This window comes from Allobosea sp., assembly GCF_017308015.1.
Classification (GTDB): Bacteria; Pseudomonadota; Alphaproteobacteria; order Rhizobiales; family Beijerinckiaceae; genus Allobosea.
In genome coordinates this window covers 1-17,553 of record NZ_JAFKFW010000038.1, presented here as the reverse complement: position 1 = coordinate 17,553, position 17,553 = coordinate 1, and the positions used below count along the sequence as shown (strand labels likewise).

Sequence of the window (17,553 nt, the reverse complement as noted above, 5' to 3'; positions counted from 1 at the left end):
GCCATCTTGGTGAACTTCCGAATGGAAGACCAAGACTGCTATGTGCGCGAAACTTCGGGTTCGATGGACCATCACGCCGCAAATCCCTCCCCAACCCTGGATAAACTGCAACGGTTGCGGCGGGCCGAGAGCCTTCCGCTCCAGCGGCAAAGCCCGGCTCAACGCCAATGGCCGCAGCCTCGATGCCTGGCTGATCTACAGATGCGTCGGCTGCGACAAGACCTGGAACCGCCCGATCTTCGAACGGCGGAACATCCGCGACATCGATCCTCGCATTCTTGCGGCGCTTCAGTCCAACGATCCGCTCTGGATCCGGGCGGAGGCGTTCGATCTCGATGCATTGCGGCGCAGGGCGCAGCGCATCGACGAGTTTCCAGAATTCAGTATCGTCAAGGACGTCCTGTGCGAGGCCTGCGACTGGACGCATCTGGAGATTGAACTGATGGTTCCGGTTCCGGCCAGGTTGCGCCTCGATCGGTTGCTGGCGTCCGAGCTGAGTGTGTCGCGGACGCGGCTCCAGGCTCTCTCTGAGCAAGGCGCACTCTGCATCGTTTCCGGGCATGCCGACAGTCTGCGGCGACGCATCAGAGCCGGCATTGTTGTCGAGCTCGACCTGTCGGCGGATGCCGGAAGGGAGGGGCTCTGGCGGCCCCGAGCTGCCGGCATGCCGATCTGACAACGACCACGGAGGCCGTCTCGCGCCTCCGTGTTTCGCAACGGCTTGGTCTGATTTCGATCGGGCCGAGAGTATCCGGGGCGGCCATTCAGGGGGGGCAAAGAAAAAAGGCAAGGCCGATGCCTTGCCTTTGGTAGTCCGCTTTTACCGCTGCACCGGCGCACGTCTTCAGAAGCGTGCGACTCATTTGCGAGGCGGGCGTTTGTTCCTCCCAAGACCTGGTCCGCAGCGCTTCGACTGGCAAAGCGCTCCCAGCGCCGCAAGGATTAGCCGATTGTGACGGCTCTGTCACCAGTTTAGGCAGCATCAGCCCGGAATTTTTGCAAGATTAGTCTTTCTGGCACTTGTGCGGTGCAGCAAAGGCAGGTGCGTCATCGTGGCGATGCCTTGTTCCGGCCAAAGGATGGGTCTATCGACCGGCATCCGCCGGGCTCGCCGGTGGCCATGGAGATCTTCATGCTGCGCAGCTCGCTCGCCGCCCTCGCCGTCGTCGCCTCGTTCGGTTTCGCCCAGGCACAGACGCCGAAGCCCGATCCGGATAACACCGTCATTCTCGAGACCAAGGATGGCCCGGTGACGATCCGTCTGCGGCCGGATCTCGCCCCGAAGCATGTCCAGCAGATCAAGACGCTGGTGAAGCGCGGCTTCTATGACGGCATCGTCTTCCACCGCGTCATCGACGGCTTCATGGCCCAGACCGGCGATCCGACCGGCACCGGCACCGGCAAGTCCGACCTGCCCAACCTGCCTGCCGAATTCACCCCGACCCCCTACAAGGTCGGCTCGGTCGGCATGGCGCGCTCGCAGTCGCCGGATTCGGCGAACTCGCAGTTCTTCATCTGCTACGAGGGCTGTGGCTCGCTCACCGGCCAGTATACGCTGTTCGGAGAGGTCGTTTCGGGCATGGATGCCGTGCGCAAGATCAAGAAGGGCGCGCAGGGCAGCGGCCAGGTGAGCGGCCCCGACAAGATCGTCCGCATGCGGATGCAGGCTGACGCCAAGTAAGGCGGCACGGAGCAGGCAGGGCGAGCCGGGGAGGGTACGGCGATGGTTCGGACGGCCCTGATCGGGATCGCCCTGGCGCTTGGCCTGAGCGGAGCCCTGGCGCAGGAAACGCGCGATCTCGGCCTGCCGCCGCCCTCCGGTTCGCAGAATCCGGTCCTGCCCCCGCCTTCGGGCTCGCAGAACCCGATCCTGCCGCCGCAGAGCGGCCAGCGCTACAATCCAGGTATCGGCGGCCCCTTCAGTGGCAATGACGTTCCGGGCCTGGATCAGCGCCGGCTCGGCACGCCGCGCGTCCTGCATGGTGTCGGCGAGATCGGCCTGATCGGTCAGATCACGCCTGACGAGCCGCGGGACGGCACTGAAATCGTCGACCGGCTCGATGAGATCGCTCCGGCGATCCGGCGATGCTGGGACCCGCCGCCGCTTCCGGGCGATCTGACGGGGGCGATGGTCTCGCTCCGCTTCAGCCTCCGCCGCGACGGCAGCCTCTTCGGCCAGCCGCGCGTCACCTGGGAGACCAGGCGTGGCGACGCCGAATTCCAGCAGCGCTTCAGCAATTCCGCTATCGCCGCCATCCGCTCCTGCACGCCGATGAGGTTGTCGGCGGGCCTCGGAGCGAGTATCGCGGGGCGACCCTTCACCATTCGCTTCCACGGCCGTGCGCGGCTCAATGAAAGGCAGACCTGATGTCGCTGGATCCCGAGAACACACTCGTCATGGAAACCACCAAGGGCAAGGTGGTGATCAAGCTGCGTCCCGATCTCGCGCCGGGCCATGTCGAGCGCATCAAGCTGCTCGCCCGCGAGGGCTTCTATGACGGCATCGTCTTCCATCGTGTCATCGACGGCTTCATGGCCCAGGTCGGCTGCCCGCACGGCACCGGCACCGGCGGCTCGAGCTATCCGGACCTGAAGCAGGAGTTCAACGCCGAGCCGCATGTCCGCGGCATCTGCTCGATGGCCCGCGCCCAGAACCCGAACTCGGCCAACAGCCAGTTCTTCATCGTGTTCGACGATGCCCGCTTCCTCGACAAGCAGTACACCGTCTGGGGCGAGGTCGTCGAAGGCATGGACAATGTCGACAAGATCAAGCGCGGCGAGCCGGTGCGCGATCCCGACTCGATCGTCTCGATGAAGGTGATGGCCGACGCGGCCTGATCTTCGCTAGTTTGAGGCGAGCCCTCATCCCCGGACGCGAGCCGCGCTCGCAGCCAACGGGGTGAGGGCTCGTTTCGTTTGACGAGAAGGACGCTGCGGTCGTGAATGTCGATCTCTTCGATTTCGACCTGCCCGAGGATCGTATTGCGCTCAGGCCCGCCAGCCCGCGCGATGCGGCCCGGCTGCTCGTGGTGCGCCCCGATGCGTCGCAGCCGCTGGAGGATCGCGGCATCCGCGATCTCGTGGCGCTGCTTGAGCCCGGTGACGCGCTCGTCCTCAACGACACCCGTGTCATCCCATCCCGCCTGCGCGGGCGGCGCTATCGCGGCGAGGATTCGGCCCGCGTCGAGATCATGCTGCACAAGCGCGAGAGCGAGGATCGCTGGCTCGCCTTCGCCCGGCCGGCCAAGAAACTGAGTGTCGGCGAGACTGTCGTTTTCGATTCGGAAGCCGCCAGCAATGCCTGCGAGCTCGGCCGCCTGCAGGCGGAGGTCATCGCCAAGGGCGAGGGCGGCGAGGTCGAACTCCGGTTCAGCCTCACCGGCGCCTATCTCGACGAGGCGATCGAACGGCTCGGTGAATTGCCGCTGCCGCCCTATATCGCCGGCAAGCGCCCGACCGACAGCGCCGATGCGACCGACTACCAGACCAATTTCGCCCGAAAGGACGGCGCTGTCGCCGCGCCGACCGCCGGGTTGCACTTTACGCCGGAACTGCTCGCGGCGCTGGAGGCGCGCGGCGTCAGCCGGCATTTCGTCACGCTCCATGTCGGCGCCGGCACTTTTCTGCCGGTGAAGGCTGATGACACCGACGACCACCGCATGCATGCCGAATGGGGCACGGTCTCGCCCGAGACGGCGGCGGCGCTGAACGCCGTCAAGGCAAAGGGCGGGCGCATCGTCTGCGTCGGCACGACCTCGCTGCGCCTGATCGAGAGCGCAGCCGCCGAGGACGGCACGGTCCGGCCCTTCTCCGGCGACACCGCGATCTTCATCACGCCCGGCTACCGCTTCCGCGCGGTCGACATGTTGATGACGAATTTCCACCTGCCGCGCTCGACGCTCTTCATGCTCGTCTCCGCCTTCTGCGGACTCGGCATGATGAAACGCGCCTATGCCCATGCGATCGCCGCGAATTATCGCTTTTATTCCTATGGCGATGGCAGTTTGCTGTTTCGGGCGACTCCTCCGGAGGGTTGAGATGCCGATCCGGCTCGCATTCCCGGCTTGAAAATGCTACCGGGCTCCCAACAGGGATTTTGACAGTCAAATGGCCGATATTTTTCGCGAGATCGATGAGGAAGTCCGCCGCGACAAGGCAGCGGAGCTCTGGAAGAAATATGGCTGGGTCGTCACCAGCCTCGCCGTGCTGGCGGTGCTCGCCGTCGCCGGCTGGCAGTTCTGGCTGCATCGCGAGAATCAGGCCTCGCAGGCCGTCGGCGCGCGCCTTGAAGCGGCGCTGAAATCCTCGCGTGACGGTGACGCCGCCCAGGCCGAGACGATCCTTAAGGAGCTCTCGTCCACGGCGCCGGCCGGCTATCGCCTGATCGCCCGCTTCCGCCTGGCCGCCGAGACCGCCAAGCGCGATGCGGCTGCGGGTGTCGCCGCCTTCGATGCGCTCGCGGCGGACGCCTCGCTCGACCAGACGTCTCGCGATCTCGCCAAGCTGCGCGCGGGCATCCTGCGCGTCGATCTTTCTCCCTACGCGGAGGTCAAGACGGCGCTGGAACCGCTGGCTTCCGCCCAGGGCGTCTGGCGCCACACGGCGCGCGAATTTCTCGGAATCGCCGCGCTCAAGGCCAATCTGTTCGAGGATGCCGGGCGCTGGTTCGACGCCGCGATCACCGATCCGCAGGCGCCGCAGGGATTGCGCCAGCGCGTCGAACTCTATCTTGCTCTGGTCCGTGGCGGCCCCGTCACGGTGAAGAACTGAACGGAGCCTCGCTCCAACGCCGCCGCCGCTCCGGCTCCTCGCTTCGGCAGGCTGGGGCGACGGCGATAATGTGTGAAATCTGATGACAGCCATCGTCGCCCTGATCGGGCGCCCCAATGTCGGCAAGTCGACGCTGTTCAACCGGCTGGTCGGCAAGAAGCTCGCGCTGGTCGACGACCGGCCGGGCGTGACGCGTGACCGCCGCGAAGGCGACGCCACCCTCGGCCATCTCCGCTTCAAGGTGATCGATACCGCTGGCCTCGAGGAGGCCGACAAGGATTCGCTCGCCGGCCGCATGCGCGCGCAGACCGAGACCGCGATCGCGCAGGCCGATGTCGTTCTCTTCATGATCGACGCCCGTCTCGGCATTACGCCGATGGACCAGCCTTTTGCCGAACTGGTGCGTCGCTCCGGCAAGCCGGTGATCCTGCTCGCCAACAAGGCCGAGGGCAAGAAGGGCACCGACGGCATCATCGAATCCTATGGGCTCGGCCTCGGCGATCCCGTGCCGTTCTCTGCCGAGCATGGCGAGGGTACCTCGGACCTGCTCGAAGCGTTGATGCCCTTCATCCCCGACGAAACTGAGGACGACGAGGACGAGACGGCCTGGGCCGACGTTCCCGCCGCCGATGCGGACGACGAGGAAGGCCACGATCCCGATCGCCCCTTGCGCGTCACCATCATCGGCCGTCCGAACGCCGGCAAGTCGACACTGGTCAATCGCATGATCGGCGAGGAGCGGATGCTGACCGGCCCCGAGGCCGGCATCACCCGCGACACCATCTCGGTCGACTGGGAATGGCGCGGCCGCAAGGTCAGGCTCTTCGACACGGCCGGCATGCGCAAGCGCGCGCGCATCGAGGAGAAGCTGGAAAAGCTCTCGGTCGCGGATTCGCTGCGCGCGATCCGCTTCGCCGAGGTCGTGGTGGTCCTGCTCGACGCTACCATTCCCTTCGAGAAACAGGATCTGACGCTGGTCGACCTGACCGAACGCGAGGGCCGTGCGGTCGTTATCGGCCTCAACAAATGGGATCTCGTCGCCGATAAGCAGGGCCTGCTCGCCGAGCTGAAGGAGAAGGCCAACCATCTCTTGGCGCAGGTCCGCGGCGTGCCGATCATCCCTCTCTCCGGCCTCGCCGGCGAAGGCATCGACCGGCTGATGCAGGGCGTGTTCTCAGCGTACGAGGTCTGGAATCGCCGTGTCTCGACCGCGCGCATCAACCGCTGGCTCGAAGGCGTGCTTTCGGCGCATCCGCCCCCGGCGGTGGCCGGCAGGCGCATCAAGATCCGCTATATGACGCAGGCCAAGGCCCGGCCGCCGACCTTCGCGCTGTTCGGCAACCAGCTCGACCATTTGCCGGTGTCCTACACCCGCTACCTCGTCAACAATCTGCGGGATGCATTCGAACTGCCGGGCACGCCGATCCGGCTGCATCGCCGTGGCGGCGCCAATCCCTATGACAAGGAACGCAAGGGCTGATGAAGGTCGCGGTCGTCGGCGCCGGTATCGCCGGGCTTTCCACTGCCTGGTCGCTGAACAGGTGCGGACACGAGGTGACGCTCTTTGAGCAGGCGCCGCAGATCCCGAACCCTTACGCCGCCTCCGGCGACCAGCACCGTATCATCCGCCGCGCCTATGGCGGTGCCGATGGCTATGCCCGCACCATCACCGAGGCTTTCGAGGCCTGGGGCGAACTCTGGGCCGATCTCGGCAAGCAGCACTATGCGCCCTGTGGCGTGCTCGGCATCTCCCAGACCGAAGGCGACGAGGGCGAGGAATATCGCGAAGGCCTCGACCGCATGGCCTCGCCCTACGAACTCTACGACGCGGCCGAAGCCGCCGGGCGCTATCCCTTCATCGATCCGGAGACGATTCGTTACGCCTATCTCAGCCCCGAGGGCGGCGCGTTGTTCCCGGCTCGGATCGCCGCCGACATGGTGCGTCTGCTGGGCGAGCGCGGCGTCACCTTGCGTGAAGGCGCGACGGTCGTCTCGATCGATCCGGAGGCCGGCCGCATCGGCTTGGCGAACGGCGAGTCAGCGAGCTTCGACCGCATCGTCGTCAGTTCCGGCGCCTGGGTGCTGAAACTCCTGCCAGAGCTTGCAGACGTCCTGACGACCTATCGCACCGCCGTCGCCTATCTCGATCCGCCAGCAGATCTGAAGGCCGCCTGGGAAGCGGCACCGGTCATCGTGGATGTTGGCGGCACGGTCGATGGCTACGTCCTGCCCCCGGTCGACGGCACCGGCCTCAAGGTCGGCGCCGGCGTGCACAAGCGCCCGCGCCAGCCCGACGAGGAGCGCGAGCCGCGTCCGGGCGAGGGCCAGCAGATCCGCGATTATTTCGCGCCGCCCTTCGCGCGCATCGCCGAGTATCGCGTCGAGCGCGTCGTCACCTGCGCCTACACCTTCACGGCGGATCGAAAATTCCTGTCGAGGCAGATCGGTCGTGTAACAGTGGTCTCGGCCTGCTCCGGCCACGGCTACAAGTTCGGCGCGGCCGTCGGCCGGCGCGTCGCGTCGGCCGTCGAAAGCGGCGATCAGGCCGGCTTGCTGCGCTGGCTCAGGGCTGAGTAGCGGTTGCGGGCATGTCCATGCTCGAAACCGTCAGCGCGCTCTTCGTCGATGCCGATCGGAAGGTCCTGCTCGGCCTGCGCGCGACTTGGAAACGCGCCTGGCCCGGTCATTGGGATGCGATCGGTGGCCGGGTCGAGGCTGGCGAGGCACTGGAAGAGGCCCTGCTGCGCGAATGCCGCGAAGAGGTCGGGCTGGTGCCGACGCGCTACGAATTGGTTCTCTCGGAGGCAGAGCGCTTTCCCGAGCGCAACGGCGCAGCGCTCCACCACATCTATGTCGTCAGGGCCTGGGAAGGCGGCGCGGCCATCAATCTCGTCGACGAGCATGACGAGATCCGCTGGTTCGACCTGGGCGAGATGGCAGCTCTGCCGAACCTCACCATCCCCGATCTGATCACGCTGGTGCAGGCCTCGCTGGGGCGCGACTGAGCCGTCTCAGACAGGCAGTTGCGGCGTCAGCACCTTGCCTTGCGGGAAGTCGAAGATCTTGCCGCTCTCGGCCCAGTCGGGCGAAGCCAGCCGGACCAGATGCGGCGCCAGCTCCTCCGGCGTCTTCAGCGTCTGCGGGTCTTCGCCTGGCATCGCCTCGGCCCGCATCTTGGTGCGCAGGGGGCCGGGATTGACCAGCATGAGCTTGACCGGGGTCGTCGCCGTCTCGGCCGCATAGGTGCGCCCCAGCGCTTCCACTGCGGCCTTCGAGACCGAATAGGGGCCCCAATAGGCCGTGCATTTGTGGGCGGCGCCCGAGGTCATCAGCAGGACGCGGCCGGCATCGGAGGCGCGCAGTGCCGGATCGAGCGCCTTGAGAAGGCGCCAGTTGGCGGTGACGTTGATATCGAGGACCTTGGCCCAGTCCTTCTCGGTGACGTGATCGAGCGGGCTGAGCGAACCGAGAACGCCGGCGTTGGCGAGCAGGATGTCGAGCTTGCCCCAGCGCTCCGTGACCGCGTGGCCAAGCTTCTCCAGCCCGCCGGCATCGGCGAGATCGAGCGGGACGAGGGTTGCGCTGCCGCCGATCGCGATGATCTCGTCGTCCAGCTCCTCGAGAGCCCCGGCGGTGCGGGCCAGCGCGATGACGTGGGCGCCCGCTGCGGCGAAGGCGAGCGCCGCGGCGCGGCCGATGCCGCGCGACGCGCCGGTGACGAGCGCGACGCGCCCCTTGAGTGGTTGGGTCATCGATCAGTCCTCATGGCCGTTGTCGCAGCCCTCATCCGGAGGAACGCCGCAGGAGCGTCTCGAAGGATGTTCCGGATGTTTCCCGAGCCTCCTGAAGCATCCTTCGGGACACCGCTTTGCGGCTTCGCAGGACGAGGGCCAAGGAAGGGGCCGTGGTTGCGATCAGCCGGCTTCGGCCAGCAGCGAGATCCGCTGCTTGGCGCTCTCGCCGACCATGTCGGTGAGCGAGGTCGGATAGTCGCCGGTGAAGCAATGGTCGGTGAATTGCGGCCGGGCCGGGTCGCGCCGCTCGTGACCCATGGCACGATAGAGCCCGTCGACCGAGATGAAGGCCAGCGAATCCGCGCCGACGAACTGGCGCATCTCCTCCAGCGAATGGGTCGCGGCGAGCAGTTTCTCCCGGTCGGGCGTGTCGATGCCGTAATAGTCCGGATGGGTGATCGGCGGCGAGGAGATGCGGAAATGCACCTCCTTGGCGCCGGCCTCGCGCATCATCTTCACGATCTTGAACGAGGTGGTGCCACGCACGATCGAATCGTCGACCAGGATGATGCGCTTGCCCTCGACCACCGAACGGTTGGCAGAATGCTTCAGCTTGACGCCGAGTTCGCGGACCTTCTGCGTCGGCTCGATGAAGGTGCGGCCGACATAGTGGTTGCGGATGATGCCGAGCTCGAAGGGAATGCCGCTGGCCTGGGCATAGCCCAGCGCCGCCGGCACGCCGGAATCCGGCACGGGCACGACGACATCGGCCTCGGTCGGCGCTTCCTGCGCCAGCACCGCACCCATCGCCTTGCGGCGCTCGTAGATGCTGCGGCCCTTCACGATGGAATCGGGGCGGGCGAAATAGATGTATTCGAAGATGCAGGGCCGCTCGGCCACCGGCGGGAAGGGCTTGTGGCTCTCGATCCCCGTTTCGGAGATGATCACGACCTCGCCGTTCTCGATCTCACGCACGAACTTGGCGCCGATGATGTCGAGAGCGCAGGTTTCGGAGGTGAGGATCGGGCAGCCGTCGAGATCGCCGAGCACGAGCGGGCGGATGCCGAGCGGATCGCGCGCGCCGATCAGCTTCTTGTTGGTCATGCCGACGAAGGCATAGGCGCCCTCGATCTGGCGGATCGCCTCGATGAAGCGGTCGATGAATTGCTGCTTGCGACTGCGCGCCACGAGATGCAGCAGCACCTCGGTATCGGAGGTCGACTGGTAGATCGCACCGTCGCGGACGAGATTGCGGCGCAGCGTGAGCCCGTTGGTCAGGTTGCCGTTATGCGCGACGGCGAAGCCGCCGCCATGAAGCTCGGCGAAAAGCGGCTGGACGTTGCGCAGGATCGTCTCGCCGGTGGTCGAATAGCGGACATGGCCGATGGCCTGCTTGCCCTTGAGCTTGTCGATGACGCTGGCTTCCGAGAAAGCGTCGCCGACCAGGCCGAGGCGGCGTTCGGAATGGAAGCGCTTGCCGTCGAAGGAGACGATGCCCGCCGCCTCCTGGCCACGATGCTGGAGCGCATGCAGGCCGAGTGCTGTCAGCGCCGCAGCATCGGCATGGCCGTAGATGCCGAAGACGCCGCATTCCTCCCGCAGCCGGTCGGCATCGGGATCGAAGGCGGTGTCAGTCTCGGATTGCGAGATCATGTCGAGCTCCACGCGCTGTGACGGCTAAGCTACGCCTCAATTAGGGACGGGCCGGGGCAGGTGCAACCGGTGCCGGCGTCGCGGGGCTGCGCGGCTCCTCGGCCGGGGCTTCCGGAGCGGACTCGGCAGCGGGCTTCTTCAGCAGATTCTTGATGAAATCGGCATTGACGTCCTGCGGCAGCATCGAGATCAGCGAGCGGCCGGTTTCTTCCAGGATCGGCCTGGCTTTGGCGTCCTTGGCCCAGACCGGCAGCTTCTCGCCGCCGACCAGCGCCGTGAAGAACAGGTAGCCGATCACCGCCAGCAAAAGGCCGCGTGCGGCGCCGAAGACGAAGCCGAGCGTGCGATCCAGTGCGCCGATGCGTGAATCCAGCACGAAATCGGAGATCCGGGCGGTGATCAGCGAGACGACGATCAGGGTGCCCAGGAACAGCGCCGCGATCGCGGCGACCAGCGCGATCGTATCCTGTGCCGAACTGGCCGGAATGTACTGCTTGATGAAGGGCACGAGCTGGGGATGGAACACCCAGGCGACGGCGGCCGCCGCGATCCATGAGACGATCGCGAGCACTTCGCGCGTGAAGCCGCGCACCGCCGCGAGCAAAGCAGAGATCAGAACCACGCCGATGACGACGAGATCGAGAATGGTGACAGGCATTGGGAGGGCCGCTTTGCTGTGGTCAGGTGCCGACCGGCCGGAGGCAGGGCGGCCGTTTCGGCTTTGCTATACGCGTTCCGGGCTTCTGCGTCACCCATCCGGCGAGGTCATTTCACATCTCTGCGAGGTGCGCGCGCCGCGATATCGGCAACGAGTTCCGTCACATGGCCGAAACGGCGCAGTGTGAGCCCGTTGCCATCGCCGTGATCGGCACCGCCCGCGGGCATCAGCGCGGCCTCGAAGCCGAGCTTGGCCGCTTCCCGAAGACGCGCCGCGGCGACCGCGACCGGCCGAATCGCGCCCGACAGCGCGATCTCGCCGAAATAGACCGCTTCCTGCGGCAGGGTTGCTCCGCTCAGTGAGGAGACCAGCGCCGCGGCGACCGCGACATCGGCCGCCGGCTCGTTGACGCGCAGGCCACCGGCGACATTGAGATACACGTCGTGCTGGCCGAGCCTGAGGCCGCCATGGGTCTCGAGCACGGCCAGCACCATGGCGAGCCGGCTGTTCTCCCATCCGACGACAGCGCGCCGCGGCGTGCCGAGCGCTGTCGGCGCGACCAGCGCCTGGATCTCGACCAGGACCGGCCGCGTGCCTTCCATGCCGGCGAAGACGGCCGCGCCCGGCGCCGGCTGATCACGGCCCGCGAGGAAGAGCGCGGAGGGGTTGGTGACTTCCGACAGCCCCTTGCCGGTCATCTCGAAGACGCCGATCTCGTCGGTCGCGCCGAAACGGTTCTTCTGGCCGCGCAGGATTCTGAACGAGTGCGCCCCTTCGCCTTCGAAGGAGAGCACGGCATCGACCATGTGTTCGACCACGCGCGGGCCGGCGATCTGCCCGTCCTTGGTGACGTGCCCAACCAGGATCAGGCAGACGCCGCTGGTCTTCGCGTAGCGGATCAGTGCCTGGGCCGAGCCGCGCACCTGCGTCACCGTGCCTGGCGCGCTCTCGACCTCGCCCGACCACATCGTCTGGATCGAATCGATCACCACGAGGGCAGGGCGCTCGCCCTGGCCCAGTGTCGCGACGATGTCCTCGACATTGGTCTCGGCCGCGAGATCGACCGGCGCCTCGGCCAACCCCATCCGTTCGGCGCGGAGCCGTACCTGCCCGGTCGATTCTTCGCCCGAAACATAGACGACCCGCTTGCCTGCCTTGGCGAGCGCTGCGCAGGCCTGCATCAGCAGCGTCGACTTGCCGATGCCGGGATCGCCGCCGATCAGCAGCACCGAGCCCGGCACGAAGCCGCCCCCGGTGACGCGGTCGAGCTCGCCGATGCCGGAGGCGATGCGCGGTGCGTCCTGCGTCTCGCCTTTCAGCGTCTCCAACGCGAAGACGCGGCCGCGCGTGCGCCCGCTGGAGGAGGGCCGGCCGCCGCCGGGAACGGGCGCGGCCTGAGCCTCCTCGACCAGCGAGGACCAGGTCCCGCAGGCATCGCACTTGCCCTGCCAGCGGTGATAGACCGCGCCGCAGGCCTGGCAGTGATAGGTCGGTCCGCGCCTGGCCATCAGCCGCCGATATAGCGCCGGTGGTAGCGGCGGCCGAGATTGGTCAGGATCTCGTAACCGATGGTTTTGGCGCCGGCACCGACAGTCTCCAGGTCGAGCGGCCCGCCGATCAGCCTCACGCTCGCACCACGCTTCGCAGCGTCCTGCGGGGCGCCGGTGACGTCGATGATAATCAGGTCCATCGAGACCGAGCCGACGAAGGGGCAAGGAACGTCGCCGATCATGGCCGATCCGCCGGTCGCGCTGTCGGTCCAGCTTCCGTTGCGCGGATAGCCGTCGGCATAGCCGAGACAGATCGTCGCGAGCCTGCGCCTGCCCTTGGCGGTCCAGCGTCCGTTATAGCCGACCTGCGTGCCGTCCTCGACCTCGCGGGTCTGGATGATCGTCGCCTCCAGACCGACGACCGGCCTCATCGGGTTCGGCTTTCCGGGCGTGGGATTGCCGCCATAGAGCGCGTAACCCGGCCGGGTGAGCTGGTAGGACGGGCAGCCCTTGAGGAAATGGCCCGACGAGTTCTTGAGCGAGGCCGGCACGTCGGGCAGGGCCGCCGCGATCTCGGCGAAGGCGGCGATCTGGCGAGCATTGGCCGGGTCGGCTTCGTCCTCGGAAGAAGCGAAATGGCTCATGACCAGTCCGATTCCCGCTGCCGCGATCACGCCGGAACGTTCGCGCGCCAGGTTCAGTCCTTCGCCCGGCCAGAGCCCGAGCCGGTTCATCGCGGTGTCGACATGCAGCGCCGCCGGCCGGACCTGCGCGCCGGTCTGCCGGAAGGAGGCCCATTCCAGCAATTCCTCATGCGAGCCCAGCACCGGCGACAGGCCATGTGCCGCGAAGGTCTCGGCGGCGCCGGGCAAAAGTCCGTTCAGCACATAGATCGTGGCATCCGGCGCGACCTTGCGGGCGCGGATGGCCTCGGAGACATGGGCGACGAAGAAGCTCCTGCAGCCGGCCTTGTCGAGCGCCGTCACGGCCGGCTCGATGCCGATGCCATAGGCGTCCGCCTTGACCACGGCGCCGGCCTCGGTGCCGGCCTCGGTGCCGGCTCGCTCGCCCAGCAGACGCCAGTTCGAAACCAGCGCGTCGAGATCGATGGTGAGGGTTGCGCCGAAGGCGCCGGAGTCAGTCAGGTCGGCGGGCATCATTCACGGTCCGGAAGGCGCAACTCGTCGGCGCGGTCGGAGAAGCGTGTCACATCCGCGTCGAACTGCAAGGCCACTGCGCCGGTCGGGCCGTGGCGCTGCTTTCCGATGATCAGTTCGGCGACTCCGTGCATGGCTTCCATCTCGATCTGCCACTTGTTGTGCTCTTCGGTGCCGGGGCGCGGCTCCTTGCCCTTGAGGTAGTATTCCTCGCGGTAGACGAACATCACCACGTCGGCGTCCTGCTCGATCGAGCCGGATTCGCGCAGGTCCGAAAGCTGCGGGCGCTTGTCGTCGCGATTCTCGACCTGACGCGAGAGCTGCGAGAGCGCGATGATCGGGACGTTGAGTTCCTTGGCCAGCGCCTTCAGGCTGGTCGTGATCTCGGTCAGCTCCTGCACGCGGTTCTGGCTGTTCTTGGACGAGCCGGAAAGGAGCTGCAGGTAGTCGATGAACAGGACGTCTAGTCCCTTCTGCCGCTTCAGGCGTCGGGCGCGCGCCATCAGCTGGGCGATCGAGATGCCGCCGGTCTGGTCGATATAGAGCGGCAGCTTTTCGATCTGGGCGGCGACATCGGTCAATCGGGCGAAATCGCCCTCGGTGATGCGGCCCTGCCTGATCTTGTAGGAGGAGATGCTCGACTGCTCGGCCACGATACGTGTCGCGAGCTGGTCGGCCGACATTTCCAGCGAGAAGAAGCCGACGATGCCGCCGTCGACCGTCTTGATGGAGCCGTCCTCCTGCCGCTCCCCGCGCCACGCCTTGGCGATGTTGAAGGCGATGTTGGTCGCGAGCGAAGTCTTGCCCATGGCAGGGCGCCCGGCGAGCACGAGCAGGTCGGAGCGTTGCAGGCCGCCCATGCGCTGGTCGACGTCGCGCAGGCCCGTCGAGATGCCGGAGAGGCCGCCGGCGCGCTGGTAGGCGCTCGCCGCCATGTCGATGGCGAGGCGCAGCGCCCCGTCGAATTTCTGGAAGCCGCCCTCGTAGCGGCCCTTTTCGGCGAGCTCGTAGAGCCGGCGCTCGGCATCCTCGATCTGCTCGCGCGGCGCCATCTCGACCGGCGCGTCATAGGCGACGTTGACGAGATCCTCGCCGACGCCGATGAGCTGGCGGCGCACCGCGAGGTCGTAGATCGTGCGGCCGTAATCGGCGGCGTTGATGACGGTCGTCGCCTCGGCGGCGAGACGGGCGAGATACTGGCTCGGCGTGATTTCGCCGAGATCGATGTCGTTGACGAAGGTCTTGAGCGTGATCGGCGTCGCGATCTTGCCGGCCCGGATCATGCTCGCGACCAGCTCGTAGACGCGCTGGTGGACCGGCTCGAAGAAATGCTCTGGCAGCAGGAAATCGGAGACGCGGTAGAACGCGTCGTTATTGACCAGGATAGCGCCCAGCAGTGCCTGCTCGGCCTCGATATTGTGAGGCTGTACGCGGAATTCCGCCTCGCGGTTGTCGAGGCGGGCGACGAGGGCGGTGACGGGGGCCATGGCTGCCTTGGTAAGTAAGAGTTTACTTACATCTTCAAGCCGGCATTCGGACCGCGGGAAGCGGAGCGCATGGCGGCAACTGAGTCGGAATGAACCTAGTTTAGCACTCCGCCAGCTTCTGCCAGCATGTTGACGGTCAATCCACGCAGTTCACAGCCGCAGACGAAAAGGGCGCCGTGTTGCCACGGCGCCCTTGACTCGATTCGGGAGCGCTAAGGCTCAGCGATCGTCGTCGTCGCCGGCTTCGGCCAGCGCCGCACCGACCTCGAGGCCGAGATCGTCGAGATCGAACTCCTCGCGGGCGGTGACGTTCTCGCCGGCGGCCTGACGGTCGGCCTCTTCGGCCGAACGGGCGACGTTGACGGTGATCGTAACCGAGACTTCCGGATGCAGCACGACCGGAACGGTGTGCAGGCCGAGCGTCTTGATCGGGGTGTTCAGCGTCACCTGGCCGCGCGAGACATTGAAGCCGTCCTTGGTCAGGGCCTCGGCGATGTCGCGGGTCGAGACCGAGCCGTACAGCACGCCGGACTCGCCCGACTGGCGCAGGATGGTGACGCTCTGGCCGTCGAGGCGCTCTGCGACCGCATCGGCCTCGGACTTCAGCTCGAGGTTGCGGGTCTCGAGTTCGAGCTTCTGGCTCTCGAAGCGCTTCTTGTTGTCCTCGGTGGCGCGCAGGGCCTTGCCGCGGGCGAGCAGGTAGTTGCGGCCGAAGCCGTCGCGCACCTTCACGATGTCGCCCATCTGGCCAAGCTTGGCGACGCGCTCGAGCAGGATCACTTCCATTTTGTCTTCTCCTTGTTCTGTCTTGTGACGAGGGTTTCAGGAACGGTTAGGCGGAGGCGGCAGCGCGGCCCGCTTGCGCAGGCCGAGCAGCGTGTCGATGACCCCGGTGATCGCGAGCAGCGGCGTCAGAACGGCCTGCATGACGACGAGGGCGACATAGATCGAGATCAGCATCGGCATCCGCCAGGCGCGGCCGCGCGAGATGTCGTGCAGCGTGGTGAGTCCGCTGAACATGAAGGCGGCGAGCAGCGCGCCGACGAAGGCCATGGCGGCAACACCGATAAAACCGCCCATCGTCGCGGCAAAACCGGCGGCGATCAGCAAGAGCAGTGCTTGCCGCGGCAGCGTCGTCGACGGGATGAAGGGCCAGGGACGCGGCAGGCGGTCCGACATCTTCACGGCGCGGGCGGCCAGCCAGAGATTGGCGGTGATGGTGGTGACGAAGGAGGCGCCGATGCCGAGCGGCACGGCCGGCGCCAGGCTCTGCGCCAGCTCCTTGACCTGGACGTCGCCGGGCAGGGCGATCAGCTTGCCGCGCACCATCTCGTTCAGCAGGTTCTCGATCATGCGCGCGATCACCGAGCGGTAAGTCTCGTAATCGGTGGTCATGACCAGGGCGCTGCCGACAGTCGCGATCGCGGCGGTGGCGGCGATCCAGAGCAGCAGGTTGCCGAGCGGGTACCACTCGACCTGGCCGTCGGCGCCGCCGCGGGCAAGCAGGGCGAGATAGGCGATCCACCAGGCCGGCAGGCCGATGATCAGGGCAAACGCGATGCCGCCGGTGGGGGCGAGCGCAATTGCGACGGCGAGCGCGCCCGCAGCCGTGGCGAATAGCCCGGAACGATGGTTCCAGCCCAGAGAAGCGATGAAGATCGGGAGAGGGGCTGCCGAGTACAGCAGGGCGGCCAGCGGCGATCCGGTGATCACCACTGAGAAGAGCAGGGCCGAAACGAGGCCCGCGCCGATGCCGACAATCGGAATCATGAAGTCCGTCCTGCTGTCCCGCTGCTCACGCACCATTCGATGCGGCAGGGTGAGAGGCCCTTTGGCCTCAACGAACCCGATGGAGTTTCACCGCCGGGCGACCGGTTGATCTTGAAAGCGAGAACCGGAGGCGCGCGAAGCGCCTCCGGGATTTATCGTCTGCCGGGTCCGAATGAACGGATCAGCGGATGACGTAGGGCAGCAGGCCGAGGAAGCGGGCGCGCTTGATCGCCTGGGCGAGCTCGCGCTGCTTCTTGGCGGAGACCGCCGTAATGCGGGACGGGACGATCTTGCCGCGCTCGGAGATGTAGCGCGAGAGCAGACGCACGTCCTTGTAGTCGATCTTCGGGGCGCCTTCGCCCGAGAACGGGCAGGACTTGCGGCGGCGGAAGAAGGGGCGGCGGGCGCCAGCGGATGCAGTCGACATTCTCAGGCCTCCGCTTCGGCGGTTTCGGTCGCTTCGTCTTCACGACGCGGACGATCACGGCGCGGGCCGCGGTCGAAACGGTCGCCGCCACGCTCCGGACGGTCGTCGCGGTCACGCTTCTGCAGCATGGCCGACGGACCTTCCTCGAGCTCTTCGACCTTGATGGTCATGAAGCGCAGGATGTCTTCGTTGATGCGCATCTGGCGCTCCATCTCCAGCACGGCGGCGGAGGGAGCCTCGATGTTCAGCAGCGTGTAATGCGCCTTGCGGTTCTTCTTGATGCGGTAGCCGAGGGACTTGACGCCCCAGTACTCGACCTTGCGGATGGCGCCGCCATTCGCTTCGATCACGCCCTTGAACTGCTCGACGAGGGCTTCGACCTGCTGCGCGCTGACATCCTGCCGCGC

The 17,553-nt window shown here is 66.6% G+C and carries 19 protein-coding genes; 9 read left to right on the top strand and 10 right to left on the bottom strand.

Annotated elements, in window-relative coordinates:
- Positions 1-40: 40 nt before the first annotated feature.
- The 9 genes from J0I42_RS22670 (at position 41) to J0I42_RS22630 (ending at position 7,775) form a co-directional block, all read left to right on the top strand.
- The gene (locus tag J0I42_RS22670) at positions 41-676 is read left to right on the top strand and encodes a DUF1062 domain-containing protein (protein ID WP_291658300.1); all 636 of its coding nucleotides are present in this window, start codon (positions 41-43) and stop codon (positions 674-676) included.
- 456 nt (positions 677-1,132) lie between these two features.
- Entirely contained in the window at positions 1,133-1,681 is a 549-nt protein-coding gene (locus J0I42_RS22665; RefSeq protein ID WP_291658298.1) for a peptidylprolyl isomerase, read from the top strand.
- Between the two features lie 42 nt (positions 1,682-1,723).
- Complete coding sequence (locus J0I42_RS22660) at positions 1,724-2,368, top strand: hypothetical protein (protein WP_291658296.1); 645 nt, start codon at positions 1,724-1,726, stop codon at positions 2,366-2,368.
- Entirely contained in the window at positions 2,368-2,838 is a 471-nt protein-coding gene (locus J0I42_RS22655; RefSeq protein WP_291658294.1) for a peptidylprolyl isomerase, read from the top strand. The genes J0I42_RS22660 and J0I42_RS22655 overlap by 1 nt, the downstream gene beginning before the upstream one ends.
- A gap of 101 nt (positions 2,839-2,939) precedes the next feature.
- Positions 2,940-4,037, top strand: coding sequence for a tRNA preQ1(34) S-adenosylmethionine ribosyltransferase-isomerase QueA (gene queA / locus J0I42_RS22650; RefSeq protein ID WP_291658292.1), 1,098 nt, complete (start codon positions 2,940-2,942; stop codon positions 4,035-4,037).
- Positions 4,038-4,107: 70 nt separating this feature from the next.
- Positions 4,108-4,770, top strand: a complete 663-nt coding sequence (locus tag J0I42_RS22645; RefSeq protein ID WP_291658290.1) for a tetratricopeptide repeat protein — start codon at positions 4,108-4,110, stop codon at positions 4,768-4,770.
- Between the two features lie 82 nt (positions 4,771-4,852).
- Positions 4,853-6,250: a ribosome biogenesis GTPase Der gene (gene der, locus J0I42_RS22640; RefSeq protein WP_291658288.1), complete on the top strand. Its 1,398-nt coding sequence runs from the start codon at positions 4,853-4,855 to the stop codon at positions 6,248-6,250.
- Positions 6,250-7,347, top strand: a complete 1,098-nt coding sequence (locus tag J0I42_RS22635; RefSeq protein ID WP_291658287.1) for an NAD(P)/FAD-dependent oxidoreductase — start codon at positions 6,250-6,252, stop codon at positions 7,345-7,347. Before der ends, J0I42_RS22635 begins: the two co-directional genes overlap by 1 nt.
- Positions 7,348-7,358: 11 nt before the next feature.
- The gene (locus tag J0I42_RS22630) at positions 7,359-7,775 is read left to right on the top strand and encodes an NUDIX hydrolase (RefSeq protein ID WP_291658286.1); all 417 of its coding nucleotides are present in this window, start codon (positions 7,359-7,361) and stop codon (positions 7,773-7,775) included.
- A gap of 6 nt (positions 7,776-7,781) precedes the next feature.
- Here J0I42_RS22630 and J0I42_RS22625 read toward each other — a convergent pair whose 3' ends face one another.
- The 10 genes from J0I42_RS22625 to rpsF form a co-directional block, all read right to left on the bottom strand.
- Positions 7,782-8,522, bottom strand: a complete 741-nt coding sequence (locus tag J0I42_RS22625) for an SDR family NAD(P)-dependent oxidoreductase (RefSeq protein ID WP_291658284.1) — start codon at positions 8,520-8,522, stop codon at positions 7,782-7,784.
- 162 nt (positions 8,523-8,684) lie between these two features.
- On the bottom strand, positions 8,685-10,157 hold the full coding sequence (gene purF, locus J0I42_RS22620; RefSeq protein WP_291658282.1) for an amidophosphoribosyltransferase: 1,473 nt from the start codon (positions 10,155-10,157) through the stop codon (positions 8,685-8,687).
- Between the two features lie 40 nt (positions 10,158-10,197).
- Positions 10,198-10,815, bottom strand: coding sequence for a CvpA family protein (locus J0I42_RS22615; protein WP_291658281.1), 618 nt, complete (start codon positions 10,813-10,815; stop codon positions 10,198-10,200).
- 107 nt (positions 10,816-10,922) lie between these two features.
- Positions 10,923-12,323: a DNA repair protein RadA gene (gene radA, locus J0I42_RS22610; RefSeq protein WP_291658279.1), complete on the bottom strand. Its 1,401-nt coding sequence runs from the start codon at positions 12,321-12,323 to the stop codon at positions 10,923-10,925.
- Positions 12,323-13,465 carry an alanine racemase gene (gene alr / locus J0I42_RS22605; RefSeq protein ID WP_291658277.1) on the bottom strand — a complete coding sequence of 381 codons (1,143 nt, stop codon included), beginning with the start codon at positions 13,463-13,465 and terminating at the stop codon, positions 12,323-12,325. Before alr ends, radA begins: the two co-directional genes overlap by 1 nt.
- Positions 13,462-14,949: a replicative DNA helicase gene (locus J0I42_RS22600; RefSeq protein ID WP_291658275.1), complete on the bottom strand. Its 1,488-nt coding sequence runs from the start codon at positions 14,947-14,949 to the stop codon at positions 13,462-13,464. Before J0I42_RS22600 ends, alr begins: the two co-directional genes overlap by 4 nt.
- Positions 14,950-15,168: 219 nt before the next feature.
- The gene (rplI, locus tag J0I42_RS22595; protein ID WP_291658273.1) at positions 15,169-15,735 is read right to left on the bottom strand and encodes a 50S ribosomal protein L9; all 567 of its coding nucleotides are present in this window, start codon (positions 15,733-15,735) and stop codon (positions 15,169-15,171) included.
- Between the two features lie 36 nt (positions 15,736-15,771).
- A complete protein-coding gene (locus tag J0I42_RS22590) occupies positions 15,772-16,719 on the bottom strand; it encodes a DUF2232 domain-containing protein (RefSeq protein WP_291658271.1) in 948 nt (315 codons plus the stop codon).
- A 181-nt stretch (positions 16,720-16,900) separates the two neighbouring features.
- A complete protein-coding gene (gene rpsR, locus J0I42_RS22585) occupies positions 16,901-17,146 on the bottom strand; it encodes a 30S ribosomal protein S18 (protein ID WP_038367644.1) in 246 nt (81 codons plus the stop codon).
- A gap of 2 nt (positions 17,147-17,148) precedes the next feature.
- Positions 17,149-17,553, bottom strand: a 405-nt coding sequence (gene rpsF / locus J0I42_RS22580) for a 30S ribosomal protein S6 (RefSeq protein ID WP_291658269.1), incomplete at its 5' end; no start/stop codon positions are given.

Excerpts from the sequence above, each read along its gene's own strand:
- alr (WP_291658277.1), bottom strand. The coding sequence starts at position 13,465 with ATGATGCCCGCCGACCTGACTGACTCCGGCGCCTTCGGCGCAACCCTC.
- der (WP_291658288.1), top strand. The coding sequence starts at position 4,853 with ATGACAGCCATCGTCGCCCTGATCGGGCGCCCCAATGTCGGCAAGTCG.
- J0I42_RS22670 (WP_291658300.1), top strand. The coding sequence starts at position 41 with ATGTGCGCGAAACTTCGGGTTCGATGGACCATCACGCCGCAAATCCCT.
- rplI (WP_291658273.1), bottom strand. The coding sequence starts at position 15,735 with ATGGAAGTGATCCTGCTCGAGCGCGTCGCCAAGCTTGGCCAGATGGGC.
- radA (WP_291658279.1), bottom strand. The coding sequence starts at position 12,323 with ATGGCCAGGCGCGGACCGACCTATCACTGCCAGGCCTGCGGCGCGGTC.
- J0I42_RS22635 (WP_291658287.1), top strand. The coding sequence starts at position 6,250 with ATGAAGGTCGCGGTCGTCGGCGCCGGTATCGCCGGGCTTTCCACTGCC.
- purF (WP_291658282.1), bottom strand. The coding sequence starts at position 10,157 with ATGATCTCGCAATCCGAGACTGACACCGCCTTCGATCCCGATGCCGAC.
- J0I42_RS22625 (WP_291658284.1), bottom strand. The coding sequence starts at position 8,522 with ATGACCCAACCACTCAAGGGGCGCGTCGCGCTCGTCACCGGCGCGTCG.
- J0I42_RS22665 (WP_291658298.1), top strand. The coding sequence starts at position 1,133 with ATGCTGCGCAGCTCGCTCGCCGCCCTCGCCGTCGTCGCCTCGTTCGGT.
- J0I42_RS22645 (WP_291658290.1), top strand. The coding sequence starts at position 4,108 with ATGGCCGATATTTTTCGCGAGATCGATGAGGAAGTCCGCCGCGACAAG.
- J0I42_RS22615 (WP_291658281.1), bottom strand. The coding sequence starts at position 10,815 with ATGCCTGTCACCATTCTCGATCTCGTCGTCATCGGCGTGGTTCTGATC.
- J0I42_RS22590 (WP_291658271.1), bottom strand. The coding sequence starts at position 16,719 with ATGATTCCGATTGTCGGCATCGGCGCGGGCCTCGTTTCGGCCCTGCTC.
- J0I42_RS22600 (WP_291658275.1), bottom strand. The coding sequence starts at position 14,949 with ATGGCCCCCGTCACCGCCCTCGTCGCCCGCCTCGACAACCGCGAGGCG.
- J0I42_RS22630 (WP_291658286.1), top strand. The coding sequence starts at position 7,359 with ATGTCCATGCTCGAAACCGTCAGCGCGCTCTTCGTCGATGCCGATCGG.
- J0I42_RS22660 (WP_291658296.1), top strand. The coding sequence starts at position 1,724 with ATGGTTCGGACGGCCCTGATCGGGATCGCCCTGGCGCTTGGCCTGAGC.
- J0I42_RS22655 (WP_291658294.1), top strand. The coding sequence starts at position 2,368 with ATGTCGCTGGATCCCGAGAACACACTCGTCATGGAAACCACCAAGGGC.
- rpsR (WP_038367644.1), bottom strand. The coding sequence starts at position 17,146 with ATGTCGACTGCATCCGCTGGCGCCCGCCGCCCCTTCTTCCGCCGCCGC.